20 protein-coding genes and 1 pseudogene are annotated in these 18,640 nt (G+C 63.5%); 7 read left to right on the forward strand and 14 right to left on the reverse strand.

The genetic code is table 11. The annotated features are described in order from the left end of the window. Window position 1: 1 nt before the first annotated feature. The 10 genes from X739_RS156735 to X739_RS156690 form a co-directional block, all read right to left on the reverse strand. A complete protein-coding gene (locus X739_RS156735; RefSeq protein WP_023770447.1) occupies window positions 2-1,243 on the reverse strand; it encodes a flagellar basal body P-ring protein FlgI in 1,242 nt (413 codons plus the stop codon). After that, window positions 1,240-1,752 (reverse strand): flagellar basal body P-ring formation chaperone FlgA, encoded by a 513-nt coding sequence (gene flgA / locus X739_RS156730; protein WP_023770446.1) that lies wholly within the window; start codon window positions 1,750-1,752, stop codon window positions 1,240-1,242. Before flgA ends, X739_RS156735 begins: the two co-directional genes overlap by 4 nt. Window positions 1,753-1,758: 6 nt before the next feature. Further along, entirely contained in the window at window positions 1,759-2,547 is a 789-nt protein-coding gene (flgG, locus tag X739_RS156725) for a flagellar basal-body rod protein FlgG (protein ID WP_023770445.1), read from the reverse strand. A gap of 10 nt (window positions 2,548-2,557) precedes the next feature. After that, on the reverse strand, window positions 2,558-2,881 hold the full coding sequence (locus X739_RS156720; protein WP_023770444.1) for a flagellar hook-basal body complex protein FliE: 324 nt from the start codon (window positions 2,879-2,881) through the stop codon (window positions 2,558-2,560). Next, window positions 2,878-3,294, reverse strand: coding sequence for a flagellar basal body rod protein FlgC (gene flgC, locus X739_RS156715; RefSeq protein WP_015315914.1), 417 nt, complete (start codon window positions 3,292-3,294; stop codon window positions 2,878-2,880). Before flgC ends, X739_RS156720 begins: the two co-directional genes overlap by 4 nt. Window positions 3,295-3,296: 2 nt before the next feature. Further along, window positions 3,297-3,677 carry a flagellar basal body rod protein FlgB gene (flgB, locus tag X739_RS156710; RefSeq protein ID WP_015315915.1) on the reverse strand — a complete coding sequence of 127 codons (381 nt, stop codon included), beginning with the start codon at window positions 3,675-3,677 and terminating at the stop codon, window positions 3,297-3,299. Window positions 3,678-3,749: 72 nt separating this feature from the next. Then, a complete protein-coding gene (locus X739_RS156705; RefSeq protein WP_023770443.1) occupies window positions 3,750-4,583 on the reverse strand; it encodes a hypothetical protein in 834 nt (277 codons plus the stop codon). Further along, window positions 4,564-5,979 carry a flagellar protein export ATPase FliI gene (gene fliI, locus X739_RS156700; RefSeq protein ID WP_023770442.1) on the reverse strand — a complete coding sequence of 472 codons (1,416 nt, stop codon included), beginning with the start codon at window positions 5,977-5,979 and terminating at the stop codon, window positions 4,564-4,566. The genes X739_RS156705 and fliI overlap by 20 nt, the downstream gene beginning before the upstream one ends. Before the next feature lies 1 nt (window position 5,980). Further along, window positions 5,981-6,706 carry a flagellar basal-body rod protein FlgF gene (flgF, locus tag X739_RS156695; RefSeq protein WP_023770441.1) on the reverse strand — a complete coding sequence of 242 codons (726 nt, stop codon included), beginning with the start codon at window positions 6,704-6,706 and terminating at the stop codon, window positions 5,981-5,983. Between the two features lie 2 nt (window positions 6,707-6,708). After that, window positions 6,709-7,830 carry a DUF1217 domain-containing protein gene (locus tag X739_RS156690; protein ID WP_023770440.1) on the reverse strand — a complete coding sequence of 374 codons (1,122 nt, stop codon included), beginning with the start codon at window positions 7,828-7,830 and terminating at the stop codon, window positions 6,709-6,711. A 156-nt stretch (window positions 7,831-7,986) separates the two neighbouring features. Here X739_RS156690 and motA point away from each other — a divergent pair, with 156 nt between their 5' ends. From motA to X739_RS156660, 6 genes are read left to right on the forward strand one after another with little or no spacing between them, the layout of a single operon-like run. After that, window positions 7,987-8,862, forward strand: coding sequence for a flagellar motor stator protein MotA (gene motA / locus X739_RS156685; protein ID WP_015315920.1), 876 nt, complete (start codon window positions 7,987-7,989; stop codon window positions 8,860-8,862). Between the two features lie 32 nt (window positions 8,863-8,894). Continuing rightward, on the forward strand, window positions 8,895-9,842 hold the full coding sequence (locus tag X739_RS156680) for a FliM/FliN family flagellar motor switch protein (RefSeq protein ID WP_023770439.1): 948 nt from the start codon (window positions 8,895-8,897) through the stop codon (window positions 9,840-9,842). Window positions 9,843-9,859: 17 nt separating this feature from the next. Then, window positions 9,860-10,246, forward strand: a complete 387-nt coding sequence (gene fliN / locus X739_RS156675) for a flagellar motor switch protein FliN (RefSeq protein WP_015315922.1) — start codon at window positions 9,860-9,862, stop codon at window positions 10,244-10,246. A gap of 43 nt (window positions 10,247-10,289) precedes the next feature. After that, the gene (locus tag X739_RS156670; RefSeq protein WP_023770438.1) at window positions 10,290-11,303 is read left to right on the forward strand and encodes a flagellar motor switch protein FliG; all 1,014 of its coding nucleotides are present in this window, start codon (window positions 10,290-10,292) and stop codon (window positions 11,301-11,303) included. Window positions 11,304-11,306: 3 nt separating this feature from the next. Next, window positions 11,307-12,389 carry a flagellar biosynthesis protein FlhB gene (flhB, locus tag X739_RS156665; RefSeq protein WP_023770437.1) on the forward strand — a complete coding sequence of 361 codons (1,083 nt, stop codon included), beginning with the start codon at window positions 11,307-11,309 and terminating at the stop codon, window positions 12,387-12,389. Further along, window positions 12,386-12,820: a hypothetical protein gene (locus tag X739_RS156660; RefSeq protein ID WP_015315925.1), complete on the forward strand. Its 435-nt coding sequence runs from the start codon at window positions 12,386-12,388 to the stop codon at window positions 12,818-12,820. Before flhB ends, X739_RS156660 begins: the two co-directional genes overlap by 4 nt. Before the next feature lie 24 nt (window positions 12,821-12,844). On the opposite strand, the gene X739_RS156655 is transcribed toward X739_RS156660, so the two are convergent. The 4 genes and pseudogenes from X739_RS156655 to X739_RS156645 form a co-directional block, all read right to left on the reverse strand. Further along, window positions 12,845-13,615, reverse strand: a complete 771-nt coding sequence (locus X739_RS156655) for a helix-turn-helix transcriptional regulator (protein ID WP_023770436.1) — start codon at window positions 13,613-13,615, stop codon at window positions 12,845-12,847. Continuing rightward, the gene (locus tag X739_RS156650) at window positions 13,612-14,322 is read right to left on the reverse strand and encodes a helix-turn-helix transcriptional regulator (protein ID WP_023770435.1); all 711 of its coding nucleotides are present in this window, start codon (window positions 14,320-14,322) and stop codon (window positions 13,612-13,614) included. The genes X739_RS156655 and X739_RS156650 overlap by 4 nt, the downstream gene beginning before the upstream one ends. Window positions 14,323-14,785: 463 nt before the next feature. Next, window positions 14,786-15,893, reverse strand: a pseudogene (locus tag X739_RS01000000165915) (histone deacetylase family protein). Window positions 15,894-15,966: 73 nt separating this feature from the next. Then, window positions 15,967-16,620, reverse strand: coding sequence for a TetR/AcrR family transcriptional regulator (locus X739_RS156645; RefSeq protein ID WP_023770433.1), 654 nt, complete (start codon window positions 16,618-16,620; stop codon window positions 15,967-15,969). Window positions 16,621-16,881: 261 nt separating this feature from the next. On the opposite strand from X739_RS156645, the gene X739_RS156640 reads away from it, so the two are divergent. Continuing rightward, window positions 16,882-18,555, forward strand: a complete 1,674-nt coding sequence (locus tag X739_RS156640) for an amidohydrolase (protein ID WP_023793958.1) — start codon at window positions 16,882-16,884, stop codon at window positions 18,553-18,555. The last annotated feature ends 85 nt before the right edge of the window (window positions 18,556-18,640 follow it).

Genomic DNA, 18,640 nt, shown 5'->3' on the forward strand with positions numbered 1-18,640 from the left:
GCTATTGGAGAACCAGATCGGCTTGCAAGGCGCCGGCCGACTTGATGCCTTGCAGGATGGCAATGATGCCGTCCGGCTTGACGCCGAGACGGTTGAGGCCGGAAACGAGAGTTTGCAGGTCGGGCCCGTCGAGCACGGCGACGCGGGCGTTGGGCCGGCTGGCATCGATGGCTGTGAACGGTTCGACGGCGGTTTCGCCCTTCGAGAAGGGTTCGGGCTGCACGACGCGCGGCGCTTCCGTAATGCGCACCGTCAGTGTGCCGTGGCTGATGGCGACACGTGAGATCTTGACGTCGTTGCCGATGACGATGGTACCGGTGCGCTCGTCGATGACGACGCGGGCCGGCGTGTCGGACTCGACCACCAGATTCTCGATCTCGGCATAGAAGCGGGCCGCCGAAACGCTCTTCGGCCGCCTGATCTGCACGGTGCGGGAATCGCGCTCCGCGGCCACGCGCATGCCAAAGCGCTGGGCGGTGTAGTCGTTGATCGCGTCTGCGATGCGGATGGCGGTCGAAAAATCGGGATTGCGCAATTGCAGCGTCAGCGTCGACTGGTCATCGAACTCAGCCTTCACCTGCCGCTCGACTATGGCCCCGTTCGGCACCCGGCCGGCGGTCGGTACGCCTTGCGTCAATTGCTGGGCCTGGCCCTGGGCAGTGAAGCCGGAGACGATCACCGCGCCCTGGCCGACCGCGTAAATCTCGCCGTCCGCCGCCTTCAGCGGCGTCATGATCAGCGTGCCGCCGGCAAGCGAGGTGGCGTCGCCCATCGAGGAGACGTCGATGTCGATGCGGGCGCCGGACTGCACATAGGGCGGCATATTGGCGGTGACGATGACGGCGGCGACGTTCTTTGCGCGTGCGCTGCCGCCTTCGGTGGCGATGCCGAGATTTTCGAGCATGGCGCGGATCGACTGTTCGGTGAATGGCGAATTGCGCAGGCTGTCGCCGGATCCGGCCAGCCCGATGACGAGGCCGTAGCCGACGAGCTGGTTGTCGCGCGAGCTCTGCAGCTGCGCGATGTCCTTGATGCGCGAGGCGACCTGGCCTGGCGGCAGTGAACTCGGCCCGGGCGATACGCGGAACATCCGCGTGGTGGTGGCGGGATCATATTCCGGATCGTCGTAGACACCGCCATTCCTGGCGGCGAGTTCGCGCTTGGCCTTGGGCGTCAAGCCATCGGCCAGCGCCGGCTGCAGGCCAAGGGCCGCCGCGAGCAGGAGGGCAAAAGGGCGCATCATGAAGCGCCGACCTGGATGGTGCCGTCGGCCATCACCGTGCCGGAGAGTATCTTGCCGCTGTCGCTGTTGCGGACCTTGATGAAATCGCCCGCCGAGCCCGGCTGCAAGGTCACGGCGGTGGCCGTGATCGTCAGCCCGCCGGCGACGAAGTAGACCTGCACGGCGGCACCCTGCTCGACCAGCCAGGCCTCACGAACCGCGGCTGAAGGAATGTAGCGGCCGGGAAGCAGCGTGCGCTTGGCGATCTTGCCCTGCAGTTCCTCGGAACGGGTCGCAACAGCATCGGGCTTGTGCTTGCCGGGGATCAGAGTGACCTGCTTCAGGGCGGCGAGTTCGATAGTCTCGCCGGGATAAATGACCCGGTTGGGGATCAGCACGACCTCGCCAGCAGGTTGGTTGCTGGCGATCTGGTTGGCCGAGTCCTGGGCGAAAGCCGGCATGCCGCCGGCCACCAGCGCAAGGAACAGCGCGGAGCGGCGGAATGCGGAGCAGGAGATCGGCATGGCCATCATCCGTTACCTGATGTTCTTGGAGACGACGGAGGCCATGTCGTCGGCGGCCTGGATCACCTTGGAATTCATCTCATAGGCGCGCTGCGCCGAGATCAGCTCGGTGATCTCCTTGACCGGGTCGACGTTGGAAGCCTCGAGATAGCCTTGCTGGATGGTGGCGAAGCCGGGATCGCCGGGCACGCCGACATTGGCAGGGCCGGAGGCTGTCGTTTCCTGGAACAAATTGTCGCCGAGCGGTGCCAGGCCTGCCTCGTTGGCGAAGTTGGCGATCTGAAGCTGGCCGAGAGTCTGCAGGTTGGTCTGGCCGTCGATGCGGGCAAAGACCTGGCCGGTCTTGTTGACGATCACCTCGACCGCATTGGTCGGTACGGTGATGGCCGGAATGACACTGGCGCCGTCCACCGTCACCAACTGGCCGGTGGCGTTGGTGTTGAAGGCGCCGGCGCGGCTGTAGAGCGTGCCGCCATCGGCGCCCTCGATCTGGAACCAGCCCCTGCCGGTCAGCGCCATGTCGAAACTGTTGCCGGTGCTGGTCAGTTCGCCCTGGGTGTGGACGTTGCGCACGGCGGTCGTCTTGACACCGAGACCGATCGACACGCCTTCCGGCACCAGCGAGGCGTTGGAGCGGTTGGGGACGCCTTGCGTACGGTCGACCTGGTAGAGCAGGTCGGAGAATTCGGCGCGCGCGCGCTTGTAGCCCGTGGTGTTGATGTTGGCGATGTTGTTGGCGATGACCTCCAGATTGGTCTGCTGGGCATTCATGCCGGTGGCGGCGATGGCGAGTGCTTTCATGGCCTGCTCCTCAGATGCCCATGCGACTGACTTCGAGATAGGCCGAGACCACCTTGTCGCGGATGGCGACGGCGGTCTGCAGCGCCTGCTGGGCGCTCATCACGGCATCGACCACCTGGCGGGTGTCGGCCTCGCCCTTGAGCGCCTGCGTCGACACCTGCTCGGCATTCTGCATGGTGCTGACGGTCTTGGAGGCAGCCTGGCTCACCGCTTCGGCGAAGGAGGTGCCAAGGTTGCCCGATGCCGCCGGCGCAACGCCACCCTGCAGCAGATCGGTGGCTGTATCGCCCAGCCCAGGCTTCAGGTTAAGCGCGCCTATGCCGTTGACGATCATTGATTCCTCATCAGGTCGATGGTCATTGAAATGAGATCACGCGCCTGCTTCACGACTTGCAGGTTGGCCTCGTAGGAGCGGTTGGCCTCGGTCATGTCGGCCATCTCGATCAGCACGTTCACATTGGGCATCTTGACGTAGCCCTTGTCGTCGGCGGCCTCGTTACCCGGCTGGAATTCGACGGGAAAATTGCTGGGGTCGCGGTCGATCGAATTCACCTCCACCGTCGAGCTGCCGGAGGCCCGGTCGAGTTCGGAGACGAAGCTGATGGTCTTGCGGCGATACGGGTCGGCGCCCGGCGTCGTGCCTGTCGACTGGGCGTTGGCGAGGTTTTCCGAAACCACGCGCAGGCGCTCGGACTGAGCGCCAAGGCCTGATGCTGCGACTTTGAGGGCTGCGGTCAGTGCGTCCATGGTCAGCTCTTCACCGCCATCATCATCATTGAGTGGAATGCCTTGACGATGGCCGTGTTGAGTTCGAAGGAGCGGCGCACCTCGCCGGCCTTGAGAAGCTGGTCTTCAAGCACGACCGTGTTCTTGGAGGGCATGACCACCCCGTCGTCTTCCTGCGGCTTGATGGAGAAGCCGGCATTGGTCGCCGCGGTGCCAAGATGGCCGGGCTCGGTGATCTGGAGCGACACCGCGGTGCGGTCGAGCACCTTCTCGAACGGCTCGACATCGTTTGCCGTGTAGCCCGGCGTGTTGGCATTGGCGATGTTGCCGGCGACCGCCGACTGACGCACGGACAGCCACTGCGCTTGCTTGGCGGCAAGATCGAAAAGGGAAACAGGCTCCATGGGAATCTCCGGGCATATGCCCAAAGACTAGGACGCCAGTCTTGCGCGGACCTTGCGATCGGTCGTGGCGGCTTATCTGGACAGCTCGATCACATGGTTGGCGCTGGTGAGCATGACCCATTTGCCGTTGCGCTGCTCGATCGCCGATACCTTGCTGGAATCCGGCAGCGTCGAACCGCGCTGGACCATCCACAGGCCGGTGTCGTCCTCGATCATGGCGCGGCCATTGGCGACATGGACCATGCGGAACTTCCCGATATCGGCGGGGAAGGGCTGCTCGCCGGGCGGCTGCGTTTTGGAATCGTCTTGCACCGTGCCGGTGGCAAGCAGATCAACATCGGCATTGGGAACGTCCCTGTCGGTCAGCGGCGCGCTGCGCTCGGCGACCACGCCACCCCCCGCACGTCCCGAATTGGTGCCGGTGCCGCCGAACTTGATCGCCTGCACGCCGAACTGGTCCTGGTTAAAGAAGATGTACCAGGGAAACAGGGCGCAGGTCAGGCCGAGCGCGATGCCGAGCGCGGCGATGACGATGTCGCTGCGACGGTCCGCCTTCTTCTTGCCCAGTCTGGGGAATTGCGGCTTTGGCGGCTGCGGCCATTCGCCGGCGGCAAACAGGCCGTCGATCAGCGATTCACGACTGGCTTGCGCCAAATCGGCAGCCTCGCGGGGAAGGGAATTCATACGGGGCTTGGCGGTCCGGGCCGGAAAAGGCTCGGATCTGGGGAGAGCCGGCTTCACGGCCCTGGCCAGAACAAGCGCGGTCCGGGCAGCCATGGCGCCGGCGGCGTTTGCCCTGGCGACCCTGGCCTCCTCCGCTCGAGCCTGCTCCGCGGCGTTCGCTTCGGCGATCATCTCGTTCAGGAGGCGCTCGGTGTATTGGCGTTCAGTCTCCTGGTTCGGCATTCTGCTTTCCCTTGAGATGGCGGGCAAGATCGGAGAACGGATCGGCGGACGGACGGTCCCTGGGCGATTGCGTCAGCGCCTCATAGATGACGGGCACCTGGCGCACGGCCATGTCGAGCTCAGCGTCGACGCCGCCCTGATAGGCGCCGAGCAGCCGGATGTCGCGCGTGTCCTCGAAGCGGGATATCATCGACTTCAGCCGCGTCACTAGGGCTCGCTGCTCGACGCTCCAGGCCTTGCCGGCCAGTCGCGAGATGGACGACAGCGGATTGACGGGCGGATAGCGGCCCTGTTCGGCGATCGCGCGGTCGAGCACGACATGGCCGTCGAGGATGCCGCGCACCGAATCGGCGACCGGATCGTTGTGATCATCGCCGTCGACCAGCACGGAAATGATGGCCGTGATCGATCCCTTGCCTTCCAATCCTGGGCCTTCGGTTCCAGGCCCGGCGCGCTCGAGCAACTTGGGCAGTTCGGTGAAGACCGAGGCGGGATAGCCGCGGGCAACCGGCGGCTCCCCTGTTCCCGTCGCCACCTCGCGCAGGGCGTGAGCGAAGCGGGTGATCGAATCAAGCACCAGCAGCACACGGTGGCCCTGGTCGCGAAAATGCTCGGCGACGCGCATGGCGGTGTCGGGCGCGCGCCGGCGCATCATGGCGCTCTCGTCGCTGGTGGCGACGACGGCCACTGTCTTGGCCATGCTGTCGCCGATCGTATCCTCGAGGAATTCGCGGACCTCGCGGCCGCGTTCGCCGATCAGCGACACGACGACGGTGTCGAACGCGTCGGCGCCGGCGAGCATGGCAAGCAGTGTCGACTTGCCGACGCCCGATCCGGCGAAGACCCCCATGCGCTGGCCGAAGCAGAGCGGCGTGAAGATGTCGATGACCTTGACGCCGGTCATGAAGGCGGTTCCGACGCGCTGCCGCGCCATGGCGCCGGGTGTCGCGGCGATAGCCGACATGTCGTCACCCCTGACCAAGGGCGGGCCACCGTCGATTGCCCGGGTGAGCGCGTCGATGGCGCGGCCGCGCCATGAGGCATGCGGCGCCACCGCGAGCGGACCCCTCCGGAACACGGCATCGCCGATGCCGGCGTCGGCGCTGCGTTCGAAGGGGGCGATCACAACCTCGTCACGGCTGATCTTGACGATCTCGCCGCGGCGCGAGCCGGACTGGCCGCGCTGCTCGACGATGTCACCCAGCCTGGTGAAATCGGAAAGGCCGCGCACCTTGTAATGCGTTGAAGTGACTTCGGTGACGAGCCCGCCGCGCTTGACCAGCCCGTCGCTGTCGCCAAAGCGCCTTATAATTCGTTCCAAAGCGGCAAGCCGATCCAGCGGCGCCGGCTGGAGCTGTCTTTCGGGTGCGCGGAGGGCTGGCTGCTCTGACGACATGCTACGACTTCGAGCCGAGCGTCTTTATCGCCTCCTCGGCGGAGGAATCGGTCTGCCGCATCAGCGCGGCAGTGTTCTCGAAGGCGCGCTGGACCATGATCAGCCGGGTCATTTCCAGCACGGGATTGACGTTGGATTCCTCGAGGAAACCCTGGGCGACGCCGATGTCGGAGCGGTCGGTGACCGGTTCGGGCGTGCGTGCGGGCACAATGCCGGAATTGCCGTAGCGCACGAAATTCTCGCCCGGGTCGAAATTGTAGAGGCCGATCGAGCCGACGAGCTGTTCGTTCTGGCGCAGCGAGCCGTCGGCACCGGCCTTGGGCGGACCGTTGCGGGGATCGAGCTGGATCGGCGCCCCGCCGGCGTCGAGAACGGGATGGCCCTCGACCGACATCAGCTCGCCATTCTCGTTCATCGAGAAACGGCCGTCGCGGGTCATGACGGTGCCCACTGGCGTGTCGATGGCGAACCAGGCGTCGCCCTGGATGGCGAAATCGAACGGGCTGCCGGTCTCCGTCATGGCGCCGTGAGCCCCCGACAGAAAGGTCTTGCCGGAGGAGGCGAACGAAACCGACTTCTGCCCTGCGCCAGACACCACGTCCTCGAACTTCACGCCGGTGGCGCGAAAGCCGACGGTGCTGGCGTTAGCGACGTTGTCGGCGATCGTGTCGAGCCGGCGCTCGAGGGCTATCTGCGCGGAGAGGGCGACGTAGAGACTGTCTCGCATGATCAGAACTTCAGTCTCTGCATGGCCATCATCAGGTCGGTGGAGATGCCCGATGTGACGGGTTGCGCGAACAGCACACTGACCGATGTCACGGCCGTCGATGTCGGGTTGTTGATCTCGTACATGCTGGTGAAGCGGGTCAGGAACTTGTTCAGTTTGACCGGGTCCCTGAAATCCGAGATGTCGAGCTTCTGCCCAAACAACTGCGCCTGCTTGTCGATGTCGGCGGTGGCGAAGGAATCGGGGAGCCCAAGCGCGGTACGCACCACGCTGGCAAGCGCCGTGTCGGCGAGTACGTCGTACCAACTGGTGATGTCGGGCGCCTTGCGCTGGAAGTAGAGCGCCAGCCGCACGCCCTCATTGGTCTGGCCGGCATCCTCTTCCAGCGTCTGGCGCATGTATTTGTCGACGGTCGGCTGCTGCGCCGGATTGATGGTGGTGGCGTTCTCGCCGTACTGCTCGAAGTTAAAGGCTGAGGCCAGTGCCGCGTAAGCCGGATCCGTCTGCTTGTTGGCGACGCTGTTGGGGTCGCGCACGCCACCTTGCAAGACCTGCTTGATGAGATCCTTGTTCTCCGTCGCCGAATCGAGACCGAACGCTGCCAGCGCGTAGGTGTAGAGCCGGCTGTTCGAGATCAGGTCGTCAACGGATTTCACCTTGGTAATGTTGGCGAGATAATATGTCGTCTCGCCCTTCACATAGTCCGAATTCGGGTCGAGGCCGGCGATCTGCGCCTGCGTGGCATAGTTCTTGGTCACCAACTGCTGCGCCTTGTTGTAGATCGTCGCATTGGGGCCGTTGGCGGCGAAATTGAAGGCGCTGACGAACGCGGCGTAGCGCTTGTCGGTCAGTTTGTTGGCAAAACTGTCGGGATCTGAGACGCCTTCCTTGAGCGCCTTCACCATGAACGCCTTGGCGTAGTCCATGTTCTCCAGGCCGTAGGCCTTCATGGCGTATTTGAACAGCCGATCATTTTTGACGAAATCGTCGATCGATTTCACCTTGGTGATGTTGGCGAGATAATATCGGGTATCGCGGTCGACCGTCGGCTGTTGCTCGATGCGGTCGATCGACTTGTTGATGTCTTTGGTGATCAACTGGTAGCTGGTATAGGTACTGAGCAAGGACGCGCCTCCGGCCGAAGCTATGCCAGCACAATAAGCTCACTTCCTTGCGCGAAACTGAATCGCCAACTTTCGTTCCATGGCGGCTCGAATTCAAGCCTCACACAAGGCACGGGGACTATCCCTTGTCGGACGTGAAATGCGGAAGGACCGGTCGTGGGCATTCTGATTGGACTTGTGGTGACGCTTGGCTGCGTCCTAGGCGGCTTCATGGCCATGGGCGGGCATCTGCACGTGCTGGTGCAGCCATGGGAAGCCGTGGTCATCTGCGGCGCCGCACTCGGCACCTTCCTGGTCGCCAATCCGATGAAGACGGTCAAGGATACCGGCAAGGGCATTCTGGAGGCCTTCAAACAGGCGGTTCCGAAGGAGCAGGACTATCTGGAAACGCTCGGCGTGCTGCACAGCCTGATGCGCGAGTTGCGCTCCAAGTCGCGCAGCGAGGTCGAGGCGCATATCGACAATCCGGAGGAGTCGGCGATCTTCCAGGCCTTTCCTACCGTGCTCAAGAATCACGATTTGATGAATTTCATCTGCGACTACTGCCGCATCATCATCATCGGCAATGCCCGCTCACACGAGATCGAGGCGCTGATGGACGAGGAAATCCAGACCATCAAATCCGACAAGATGAAGGCCTATCACGCGCTGGTCGCGGTCGGCGACGGCCTGCCGGCGCTCGGCATCGTCGCCGCCGTGCTCGGCGTGGTCAAGGCGATGGGCGCGCTTGACCAGTCGCCGGAAATCCTCGGCGGCCTGATCGGCGCAGCGCTGGTCGGCACCTTTCTCGGCATCTTCCTGTCCTATGCGGTGGTCGGACCTGTCGCCACCAAGATCAAGACGGTGCGCGAGAAGAAGAACCGCCTCTACATCATCGTCAAGCAGACGCTGCTCGCCTACATGAACGGCGCGCTGCCGCAGGTGGCGATCGAGTTCGGCCGTAAGACCATCTCCTCCTATGAACGGCCGACCATCGACGCCGTCGAACAGAGCACCATGAACACCGGCAGCGCCGAGAAGAAGGCCGCCTGAGCGATGCGCGACAGATCGGTGCCAAAACTGTCATGACGAGTCCGGGCAGCCCCTCGCAGGCGCGTTCGTTGATCATCGAGCGTCTGGTCGGCGACAGCGGTGAGACCGATCAGGTCGTCGCCGCCGGCCGTGCCATGGCCGAACGCGCCGTGCCGCTGCTGCAGAAGGGGCTCTCGGGCGAGCTCGGCATTCCCGTGATTGTCGACCTCAAGGCCGTCGAGGTCAGCCGCGTCCCGGAGGCGCGCTCGCGCGCCGGTGACAATTTCGCGATGACCGTCGTCGGCTCGCCGGCGTCCTCGGACGCGATGACACTCGTCATGGATGCTCCCGCAATCGCGATCATGGTCTCCACCCTGTTCGGCGGCGACCCGGATATGCCGGTGTCGCCGATCGAGCGCGAACTGTCGTCGATCGAGGCCGACGTCTCGACCATGGTGCTCCAGGAAGTGGCGCAGGCGCTGAATGGATCGGGGCGGCGCTCGCTCGAACTGCGGCTGCCCGCACCGCGCGCCATGTCGGGGATCGAGGCCAGGCGGCACGTGTTGCGCGACGGTGCCGCGATCCGCATCGTCCTTGGCATCTCGACGCCGGTCGACAGCGGTTCGATCACCGTGACGATGCCGCAGCGCATCGTTCTGGCAGGCCGCGATGCCACGGCCAGCATCAGCGAGGACGATCATGGAACCAGTTGGCGGGCACGCTTTTCGGAAGAGGTGATGCGCTCGACCGTAGCGCTCGAAGCCACCATGCCGCTGGCGCGGCTGACGCTGGGCGACCTCGCCAACCTCGAAGTGGGCCAGGTCATCGACTTCGAAGAGACGGCACAATCGCGGGCTCGCCTCGGCGCACGCGGCCAGACGCTGTTCGTATGCGAGTTCGGCAAACTGGGGCAGAATTACACCGTCCGAATCAGGCATCCCTTCGATGCCGGGCAGGATTTCATCGATGGGCTCATGCCGGCTGGTGCCGGGCGCGCCTGAGCTTTTGGAGACGACGCATGGCCAAGACCAAGGTAGAAGCAGAGCTCGACCAGCCCGACGAGCAGCTCGATCGCGCCATCGAGGAATTGCGCGGGGTCCTGCACGAAGAAGAGCAGCGCCCCGATGCCGCGTTCCGGGCCGCCGCGGGAGCCAATTCGAGCGTCATCATGAACATCCCCGTCGATGTCCAGATCATCCTCGGCAGCACCGAGATGGCGGTTGCCGATCTGATGGCGCTGCAAAAGGGGTCGACGGTCGCGCTCAATCGCCGCATCGGCGAGCCGGTCGATGTCGTGGTGAACGGCCGCAAAATCGCGCGCGGCGAGATCACGGTGCTCGAAAGCGACCCTTCGCGCTTTGGCATCAGGCTGACCGAAATCATCGCCGGCACGAAAGGCGCCTAGACATGGATCGCGGAGCTCGCCGGTGGCAGCGGAGGCGAAAGGCATGACGACGCCGCTGACGACCCTGACGCGGGCGCAGAAGGCGGCAGCCATATTGGTGGCGATGGGCAAACCGTCCGCCAGCCGCCTGTTGAAATTCTTCAAGCAGGAAGAGCTGAAGGCGCTCATCGAGGGCGCGCGGCTGCTCAGGACCATACCGCAGAGCGATCTCGAGCGCATCGTCGCCGAATTCGAGGCCGAGTTCACCGAGGGCGCGGGCCTGCTCGATTCCGCCGACAGGATGGACACCATTCTCAACGAGTCTCTCTCGCCCGAAGAGATGAGCGCCATCATGGGCGACAAGAAAGTCGAAGTCGCGCCTGAAGGGCCGCCGCCGATCTGGCCCGATCTCGAAAAGCTGGAACCCTCGCGGCTGGGCGCCTTCCTGGCGGGCGAACACCCGCAGACGGCGGCCATGGTGCTGTCGAAACTGGCGCCGCAGGCGGCGGCGAGTGTGCTTTTGACGCTGACGAAGCCGATGCGCGGCGAGATCATCAAGCGCATGGTGACGATGGCCAATGTTCCGGCCGCCGCCACCAGGATCGTCGAGAACCGGCTGCGCGCCAGCGTGCTGTCGGATACCTCGACCAAGGACACTTCGGCCGGGCAGGCGCGCGTCGCCAGCGTGCTCAACGAGCTGGAAAAGCCCCTGCTTGAGGAGGTCATGCAGGATCTCGAAGCCGCCGGCACGCCCGACCTCGACGGTGTCCGTGCCAGGCTGTTCGCTTTCGACGACCTGCCGCTGCTCACCCAGAAGGCGCGCGTGCTTTTGTTCGACGGGCTGTCGACCGAGCTTGTCACGCTGGCGCTGCGCGGCACGTCGGCGGCACTGGCCGAGGCGGTGCTGTCGGCGATCGGCGCGCGCTCGCGGCGCATGATCGAGGCCGAACTCGGGCAAGGCTCGGAGGGTGTCCCGGCCGCCGACATCATGGCCGCGCGCAAGACGATCGTGACGACCACCATCCGCCTGTCGCGCGAAGGGGCTTTCGAACTTCCCTCGACGCAGAACGCCGCCTAAGGCATGTCCGACGCCGTCGACAAGGATTCGAAAACCGAAGAGGCGACCGAAAAGAAAATCCGCGACACCATCGAACAGGGCAAGCTGCCCCATTCGAGGGAAACCGCGATCCTCGCCTCCTTCGTCGCCATACTGGTGTTCACGGTCTTTTATGCCAAGGACGCGATTGTCGAGCTCGGCATGTTCCTGTCGATGTTCCTCGAGAAACCCGAGGCATGGCCGATGGACACCGAGACCGATGTCATCGCCCTCTACAAACTTGTCATGCTGGAGGTGGGCCGCGCCTTACTCAGCCTGCTGGTGCTGCTGACGGTTGCCGGCATCGGCGCCTCGGTGCTGCAGAACATGCCGCAATTCGTCGGCGAGCGGATCAGGCCGCAAATGTCACGCATCTCGATCGTCAAGGGCTGGAACCGGATGTTCGGCGCCCAGGGCTGGGTCGAGTTTTTGAAGTCGCTGGCAAAAGTCGGTTTTGCCACCACCGTGCTCATCTTCACGCTGTCGGAGGACCACCGCAAGCTGCTTGCCGGGATGATCACCAATCCCGTCACGTTTGGCCTCGTCATCCGCGGCATCGCCGTCGACATACTGGTGGCGATCGTCTTCGTCATGGGACTGATCGCGGCGATCGACATCGTCTGGTCGCGCTTTCACTGGAAGCAGGACCTGCGCATGAGCAAGCAGGAGGTCAAGGACGAGTTCAAGCAGTCGGAGGGCGACCCGATCGTCAAGTCGCGGCTGCGTTCGTTGGCGCGCGACCGCGCGCGCAAGCGGATGATGACGGCGGTGCCGCGCGCGACGCTTGTTATCGCCAACCCGACCCATTTCTCGATCGCGCTGAAATATGTGCGCGACGAAGATTCGGCGCCGCTGGTCGTAGCGAAGGGGCAGGATCTGGTGGCACTGAAAATCCGCGAAATCGCCAAGGAGCATAACATCCCGATCTTCGAGGACGTGGCGCTCGCCCGCTCCATGTACAAGCAAGTTTCGGTCGATAATGTGATCCCGTCACAATTCTACCAGGCCGTCGCCGAACTGGTGCGGATCGTCTACTCGAAAAAGGCTGAGCGCAGACAGATTTCATGAACCGGCAACCGCACGCAAAATCCCGCGAGATCATCGTCGCCAGCGCCATCGAACAGGTGGTGGTGGAGCTCAGACTGATCGACGTCGCCGACTATATCGCCTTCATCCGGCTGGAGCATTTCGCCTGCCTGTCGGATCTGGTCGATTCAGCGGCGGAGCTGTTCTTCATGCCGGGTACGCTTAGGCTCGGTCATGGCGGCGAGGCGCATGTCGACTGGAGCGGCAGCCCGCGCATCGTGCTCGATCTGGAACTCAGGCCGCCCGGCGTGACCGTCTATTTCCAGCTGACGCTGAGCGAGACCGGCAGCACGGTCCTGGTCAATTACGTGTCGTTCGAAAAGCCGGGCGAAGACCCCGGGCACAATACGGCGCTGCTGGAGGCGGTGATCGAACAGGCCCGCATCCGCAAGGTCGAACCGCTGGCGTTCTAAAGCGCTTCCTTCAGCCGGGAGCGGCTACTCGATAAGCCCCAGCCGCAACGCCTTGGCGACCGCTTGGTTGCGGTTGACCGCATTGAGCTTTTGGGTCGACTGGGTGAGGTACTGGTTGGCGGTGTGCACCGACAGTTTCAGGAGCCGCGCGATCTCCTCGCTGGTGTTGCCGTTGGCGGTCAGCTTCAGGCATTCGAGCTCGCGCTTGGAGATCGAGCGCATTCTGCCGACGTCGCCCGGACGCATCCGCGCGACGGCGGCGAACAGCGAGAAGCAGCGGGCGTGAATTTCGTAGAGCGCATCCTGCGGCAGCGCGATCTCCGATCCCAGGAAGACGACAAGACCGCACTGACCGCGATCGGCATGGACGGGGAAGGCAATGCCGCTCGACCCGGGTGTCAGCGGCGCCATCTGTCCGGTCCAGGCGAGACTGCCGAACATGTCGGCCATGGCCGCCACGCCGTCATCCGTCCACCAGCGCGGCTCGGTCGAAATCCGGCTATGGCGAACGATGTCCTCGCCATTGGCGCCTGAAATGAATTTGGTCGCCACCGCGACGCCGGGATAATCTGAATCAAAGCACGGGACCAGCCGCGCTCGCTCCGGCGACGGGCTGACGAAGAACAGGCCGAAGGCGGAGGCATTGATGTCGACTGAGATCCAGCGGCAGCGGCGCACCGCATCGGGAATGGTGACGGCGTGATGTGTTTCGGATCCCAGCGAGAAGGCACCGAACGGGCTGCGCTGCTCGTTGAAAAGGGCCTCCGCGGCGTCCTTGATGTCGGCGTGTTTCAAATGATGCCACTCCTGATCGCCGTGGCGATGGCCATCGCACGGTTCGAGGCCGCGAATTTCTGGATGGCGTGGGTGATGTAGCTGTTGACCGTGTTGGACGAGACGCCAAGGATCACCGCCACCTCGTCGGTGGTCTTGCCTTCCGAGACCCAGAACAGGCATTCGCGCTCGCGGTCCGACAGCGGATCCTGCATCGCCGCGGCGGCGATCAACTGCGGGATGTGCGAAAGCGCGTAGCAGCATTTCAGCTGCGCCTTCATCAGCGCCGGCTGGTCGATCCGGCCGGCGGCCGCCGCCGAGAACAAGGCGAAGAGGCGCTGACGGCCGACATTCAGCCGCAGTGAATAGACCTCGGCATGGCCGAGCACGTCGAGGAGCCGAGCCTCTTCGCCCGAGACCAGTCCACCGGAATTCGGCGCCTGGGCCGCCACCAGCGGCGTCGGACGGATACCGGGTGCGGCGGTGAGCGGGCCCTGGGCAAGGCCGGCGATCAGCCGCTTGCCGATCAACTCGATGGCGTCGAAGATCCAGTTCGAAGAGACGATACGCGCATCGTTGCGGTCCTGATCATGGACGATGGCGACCAGCATGTAGCTGTCGGCGCCGATCTCGGCGGTTAGCTCCATGAAGAAGGAGGTGAGATCACCGCGCGACGTCAGGCGCGAGCCCAATGTGTCGGATTGAAGAGGCGCGGCGGGACTGCTCATCTGCTGCTTTTGGTCGGAATCAATTCTGATGCCCGGCTGCTGGAGTGCCAGCCGCCGAACCCGAAAACGCGTTACTTTTACGAGACACACACGAGGCGCGGGGCCGCGCCCAACCAGACGGAATCCATTCAGGGAACGCGAGACATCCGCGTCTGGCGCCGGAAAAATTCCGGAACGTGAGACTTTGGGTGGTCGCCGTGCCCCCGAGGACCGGCTGATTCGGGTCTAATCTACCCGCAGATGAATCCGACATCAAACGCGATTTGACAAAATCGAATCCGGTGGACTCGGACTGCGACTCAGCGGCCAATTTCTTTGCATTTCCGGGGCCCGGAAATCGAGCCGCGCAGGCCGGTCATAATTCTTGCGATGGGCTTACGCGGCGCCTCTGGGTCCAAAAACGGGCGGCTGCCGCTACCCTTCCTTTGTCCGTCCTCCCCGCAGTCGCTTTCTGGACGACCCTCTACCGATCCTCGAACCCGGTCAGCACGCCGACGGCATTGATACCGATCTCCTCGACGGCATAGCCGCCTTCCTGGACGAACAGCGTCGGCAGGCCGAGCTTGGCGATGCGCTGGCCGATCTTCGGATAATCCGGGCTTTTCAGCTTGAACTGGCTGATCGGGTCCTTTTCGAAAGTGTCGACGCCGAGCGAGACGACAACGATGTCGGGAGCGTAGGCGGCGAGCCTGGCGCAGGCGTCCTCCAGCGACACATTCCAGGCATCCCAACCGGTGCCGAAGGGCATGGGATAGTTGATGTTGAAACCTTCGCCAGCACCCGCGCCACGCTCATCGGCATGGCCGAGGAAGAACGGGTACTCGACCATCGGATCGCCGTGCAAGTTGAGAACCTGTACGTCGGCGCGGTCATAGAAGATCTCCTGCGTGCCGTTGCCGTGGTGATAGTCGACGTCGAGGATCGAGACACGTTTTGCGCCCTGGTCGCGGAACCATTGCGCGGCGACCGCCGCGTTGTTGATGTAGCAATAGCCGCCCATGAAGCCGGCCCCGGCATGGTGGCCGGGCGGACGGCAAAGCGCGAAGGCCGACCTCTCGCCGTCCTTGACGAGGCCGGCGGCGGTCAGCGCGACGTCAAAGGACGATTTGATCGCGGCCCAGGTGCCCTCGACGAAGGTGGCGCCGCCGTCGAAGGAATAATAGCCGAGCAGGGCGTCGATGCGCTTGGGCGGCACGTCGCCGCGCAGGCCGCGCGTCGGCCAGGTGAAGGGCATCGCCGTGCCCGCATGACCCTCGGCGATCCATTGCGGCCAGACGGTCGGCAGGAAGTCGATGAAGTCGGCCCTGTGAACACGCTTGGCGGCGGCAAGNGGCGATCCATTGCGGCCAGACGGTCGGCAGGAAGTCGATGAAGTCGGCCCTGTGAACACGCTTGGCGGCGGCAAGGTCATGCTCGACCGGCGCGAGGATCGGCCCGAGCTTCTCGCTTTCGACCCGCGCCTTGATGAACTCCGCCCGCGAGGGCTTTTCAAAACCGGGCACGATGGCCGAGGTGACCAGTTCCATCTGTCCGGCATGACCGGCATGAAGGGGCGAATAGACAGTCTTCATGAAATTCCTCTCGAAATGCGTAGCTAAGGCAATTCCAGAAAGCGGTTTCCGTCCGGAATCTCATTGAAACTGGTCAGTCAAGGTTGAGGTAGGGGCTCACCAAAGCGAGCCACATGGTTTCGACATCGTCCTCGATGAGGTCGTACGTCCTGCGATCTCTTTTCATCCCGACAAGCCGGCAGGCGTGCCCGACTTCCATCATCACCAGGCCAAGCCGCTTGGCGATCTTGTCTTCGAGGGCCGGGTTCACATGCCGCAGCCATGCGGCATAGAGGGCGACGATCTCCTCGTCATATGCGTCCTGGATAGGCCTGAGATCGGCATTGCCGGATATCGCCTCGATCACCGGCATCAGGGTGGCGTTGTCGAGATAGATCCTGGACGTGTCGATGAAGAGCTTGCGCACTTCCCGCCGAAACTCTTCGCGGTTGGTAGGCGGCGCGACCTTGATGCGCCTCGCGATCACCTCGGGAAAGGATGACAGCCAGCGCCGGGCGAGATCCAGAAGAATGGCCTCCTTGTTGGGGAAGTACTGGTAGACCGAACCGACGGACAGGCCGGCGCGCTGCGCTATGGCGAGCGTCGTCGGCGCCTTGGTTCCTTGCTCGCGCGTCAAGGTCAGCGCCGCGTCGAGAATGCGGTCGACCACCTTGCTCGACCGCTGCTGCCGCGGTTGCTTGCGCGGTTCGAGCGCTATTTTGGTTTTGCGATCGAGACTGCGCTTCACTGCTTGATGTCCTCGTTCCCCGCCTGGTCCCAACACAAGCGGGGCGTGCTGTCCACAATACATTCTAAATCCGGCATGTTGACAAACGCGAATAATCAGTCGCATTCTTTATCCACGCTGTCCCAAGGGATAACAAGGGAAATTTCGAAGACAGCGTACTTGGCGCCATTCATTGTCCGATAGCGCCGCTCCGTAGCGGCGGGTCGTTGGACGCGGAGTTTTGCCCAGTCTCATTTCAGTCGTCAAAAGCGCGGAGTTGCGATGTCGGTCACGGATGCGGGGGATGATGCGGACCTGATTGTCATCAATGGTCGTGTGTTGACCATGGACGGCGACAATCCCGCCGCCGAGGCCGTTGCCGTCAAGGACGGCGCCATCATCGCCATTGGCAGCCGTGCTGCAATCGAAGAGCTCAAGGGAACGGGTACAAAGGTCATCGACGCCGAGGGCGGTTCGGTGATCCCCGGTTTCATCGAAGCCCATATGCATCTGTTCGGCGGCGCGGCTGAACTCGACAATCTGCATCTGGCTGGCGTGCATGGCTTCGATGCCTTGCGGGATGCTATCCAGTTCTTTGCCGCGGCGCGGCCCAATGCCAAGCTTCTGATCGGCGCTGGCGTCGACTATGCGGTCCTTTCCGAGCCGGTTACGCGGCATCATCTCGACCGCATCATTCTCGACCGCCCCTTCGTCATGTCGGCTTCCGACCATCATACGATGTGGGCGAACACCAAGGCGCTGGAGCAGGCCGGGCTTCTGCATGGCCGCCAATTGGGGCCGGGCAACGAAATCGTCATGGGCGCCGACGGACTGGCCTCGGGCGAATTGCGCGAAGGTGAGGCATTCGGTCCGATTCTGGAATTCTTTGGCCAGAACCGCACGCGGCTTGGCCTGACTGGCATGGAGCCGGAGCCTTATCCTTCGGCCGAGGAATTGGCTGCCGACCGCGATCTGATGCATCGCGGTCTCGAATGGTGCGCCAGGCATGGCATTACGTCGATCCAGAACATGGATGGCAACCTCTACCAGCTTGAACTGCTTGCCGGCCTGGAGGCGGAAGGGCGGCTCATTTGCCGTACCAAAATCCCGTTCCATTTCAAGAACTTCATGGCACTGGCCATGCTTGAAAAAGCGTCGGGTATGGCCGCGACCTATAACTCCGAATGGCTGTCCTCGGGCATGGTCAAGGTGTTTTATGACGGCGTGCTCGATTCTTGGACTGCCGTGATGGTCGACGACTACGCCGACCGTCCCGGCTGGCGCGGCGAGCCATTGTTCACGCCCGAGCACTTCGTCGAGGTGGCAGTGGAGGCCGATCGCCGAGGCCTGCAGATCGCCGTCCATTCTATCGGCGACGGCGCAGTCCGCGCGGTGCTCGACGGCTATCAGGCGGCGCAGGAGAACAACGGCAAGCGGGACAGCCGTCACCGCGTCGAGCATATCGAGGTCATCACCCCGACGGATGTACCGCGGTTCGCCGAACTTGGCGTCATCGCTTCGATGCAACCGCCGCATCCGCCCGGCGCCTTGAATTTTCCGCTGGAGCCGACGATTTCGCGCATCGGTCGCGAAAGGTGGCCGCTTAGCTATGCCTGGCGCACACTGAAGGATGCTGGCGCCCGCGTCGTGTTCGCTTCCGACTGGCCGGTCTCGCCGGTTGACCCGATCCTGGGCATCCAAGCGGCGGTGATGCGCAAACCTTGGGCAGAGGGCCTGGCGGACCAGAGTTTCTCGCTGCATGAAGCGCTTGCCGGCTATACGGTCGAGGGCGCCTACAGCGAATTCATGGAACACCGCAAAGGCGTGCTGAAGCCGGGTTATCTGGCGGATCTGGTCGTTTTGTCGGCCGATATCGAGAGGACTGCCCCGGAAGCGTTACATACGGTGCGGCCGGTGACGACCATCTGTGGCGGCAAAATCACCTACCAAGCCTGACTGTGGCATGGGGCTTGCTAGCCCAAGATTGCTAACTGAACTGTGATTCAATGCCGGGCTTGCCAACCTGCCGGCCGTGTGGTCA

Source organism: Mesorhizobium sp. LNHC209A00 (assembly GCF_000502915.1).
Taxonomy (GTDB): domain Bacteria; phylum Pseudomonadota; class Alphaproteobacteria; order Rhizobiales; family Rhizobiaceae; genus Mesorhizobium.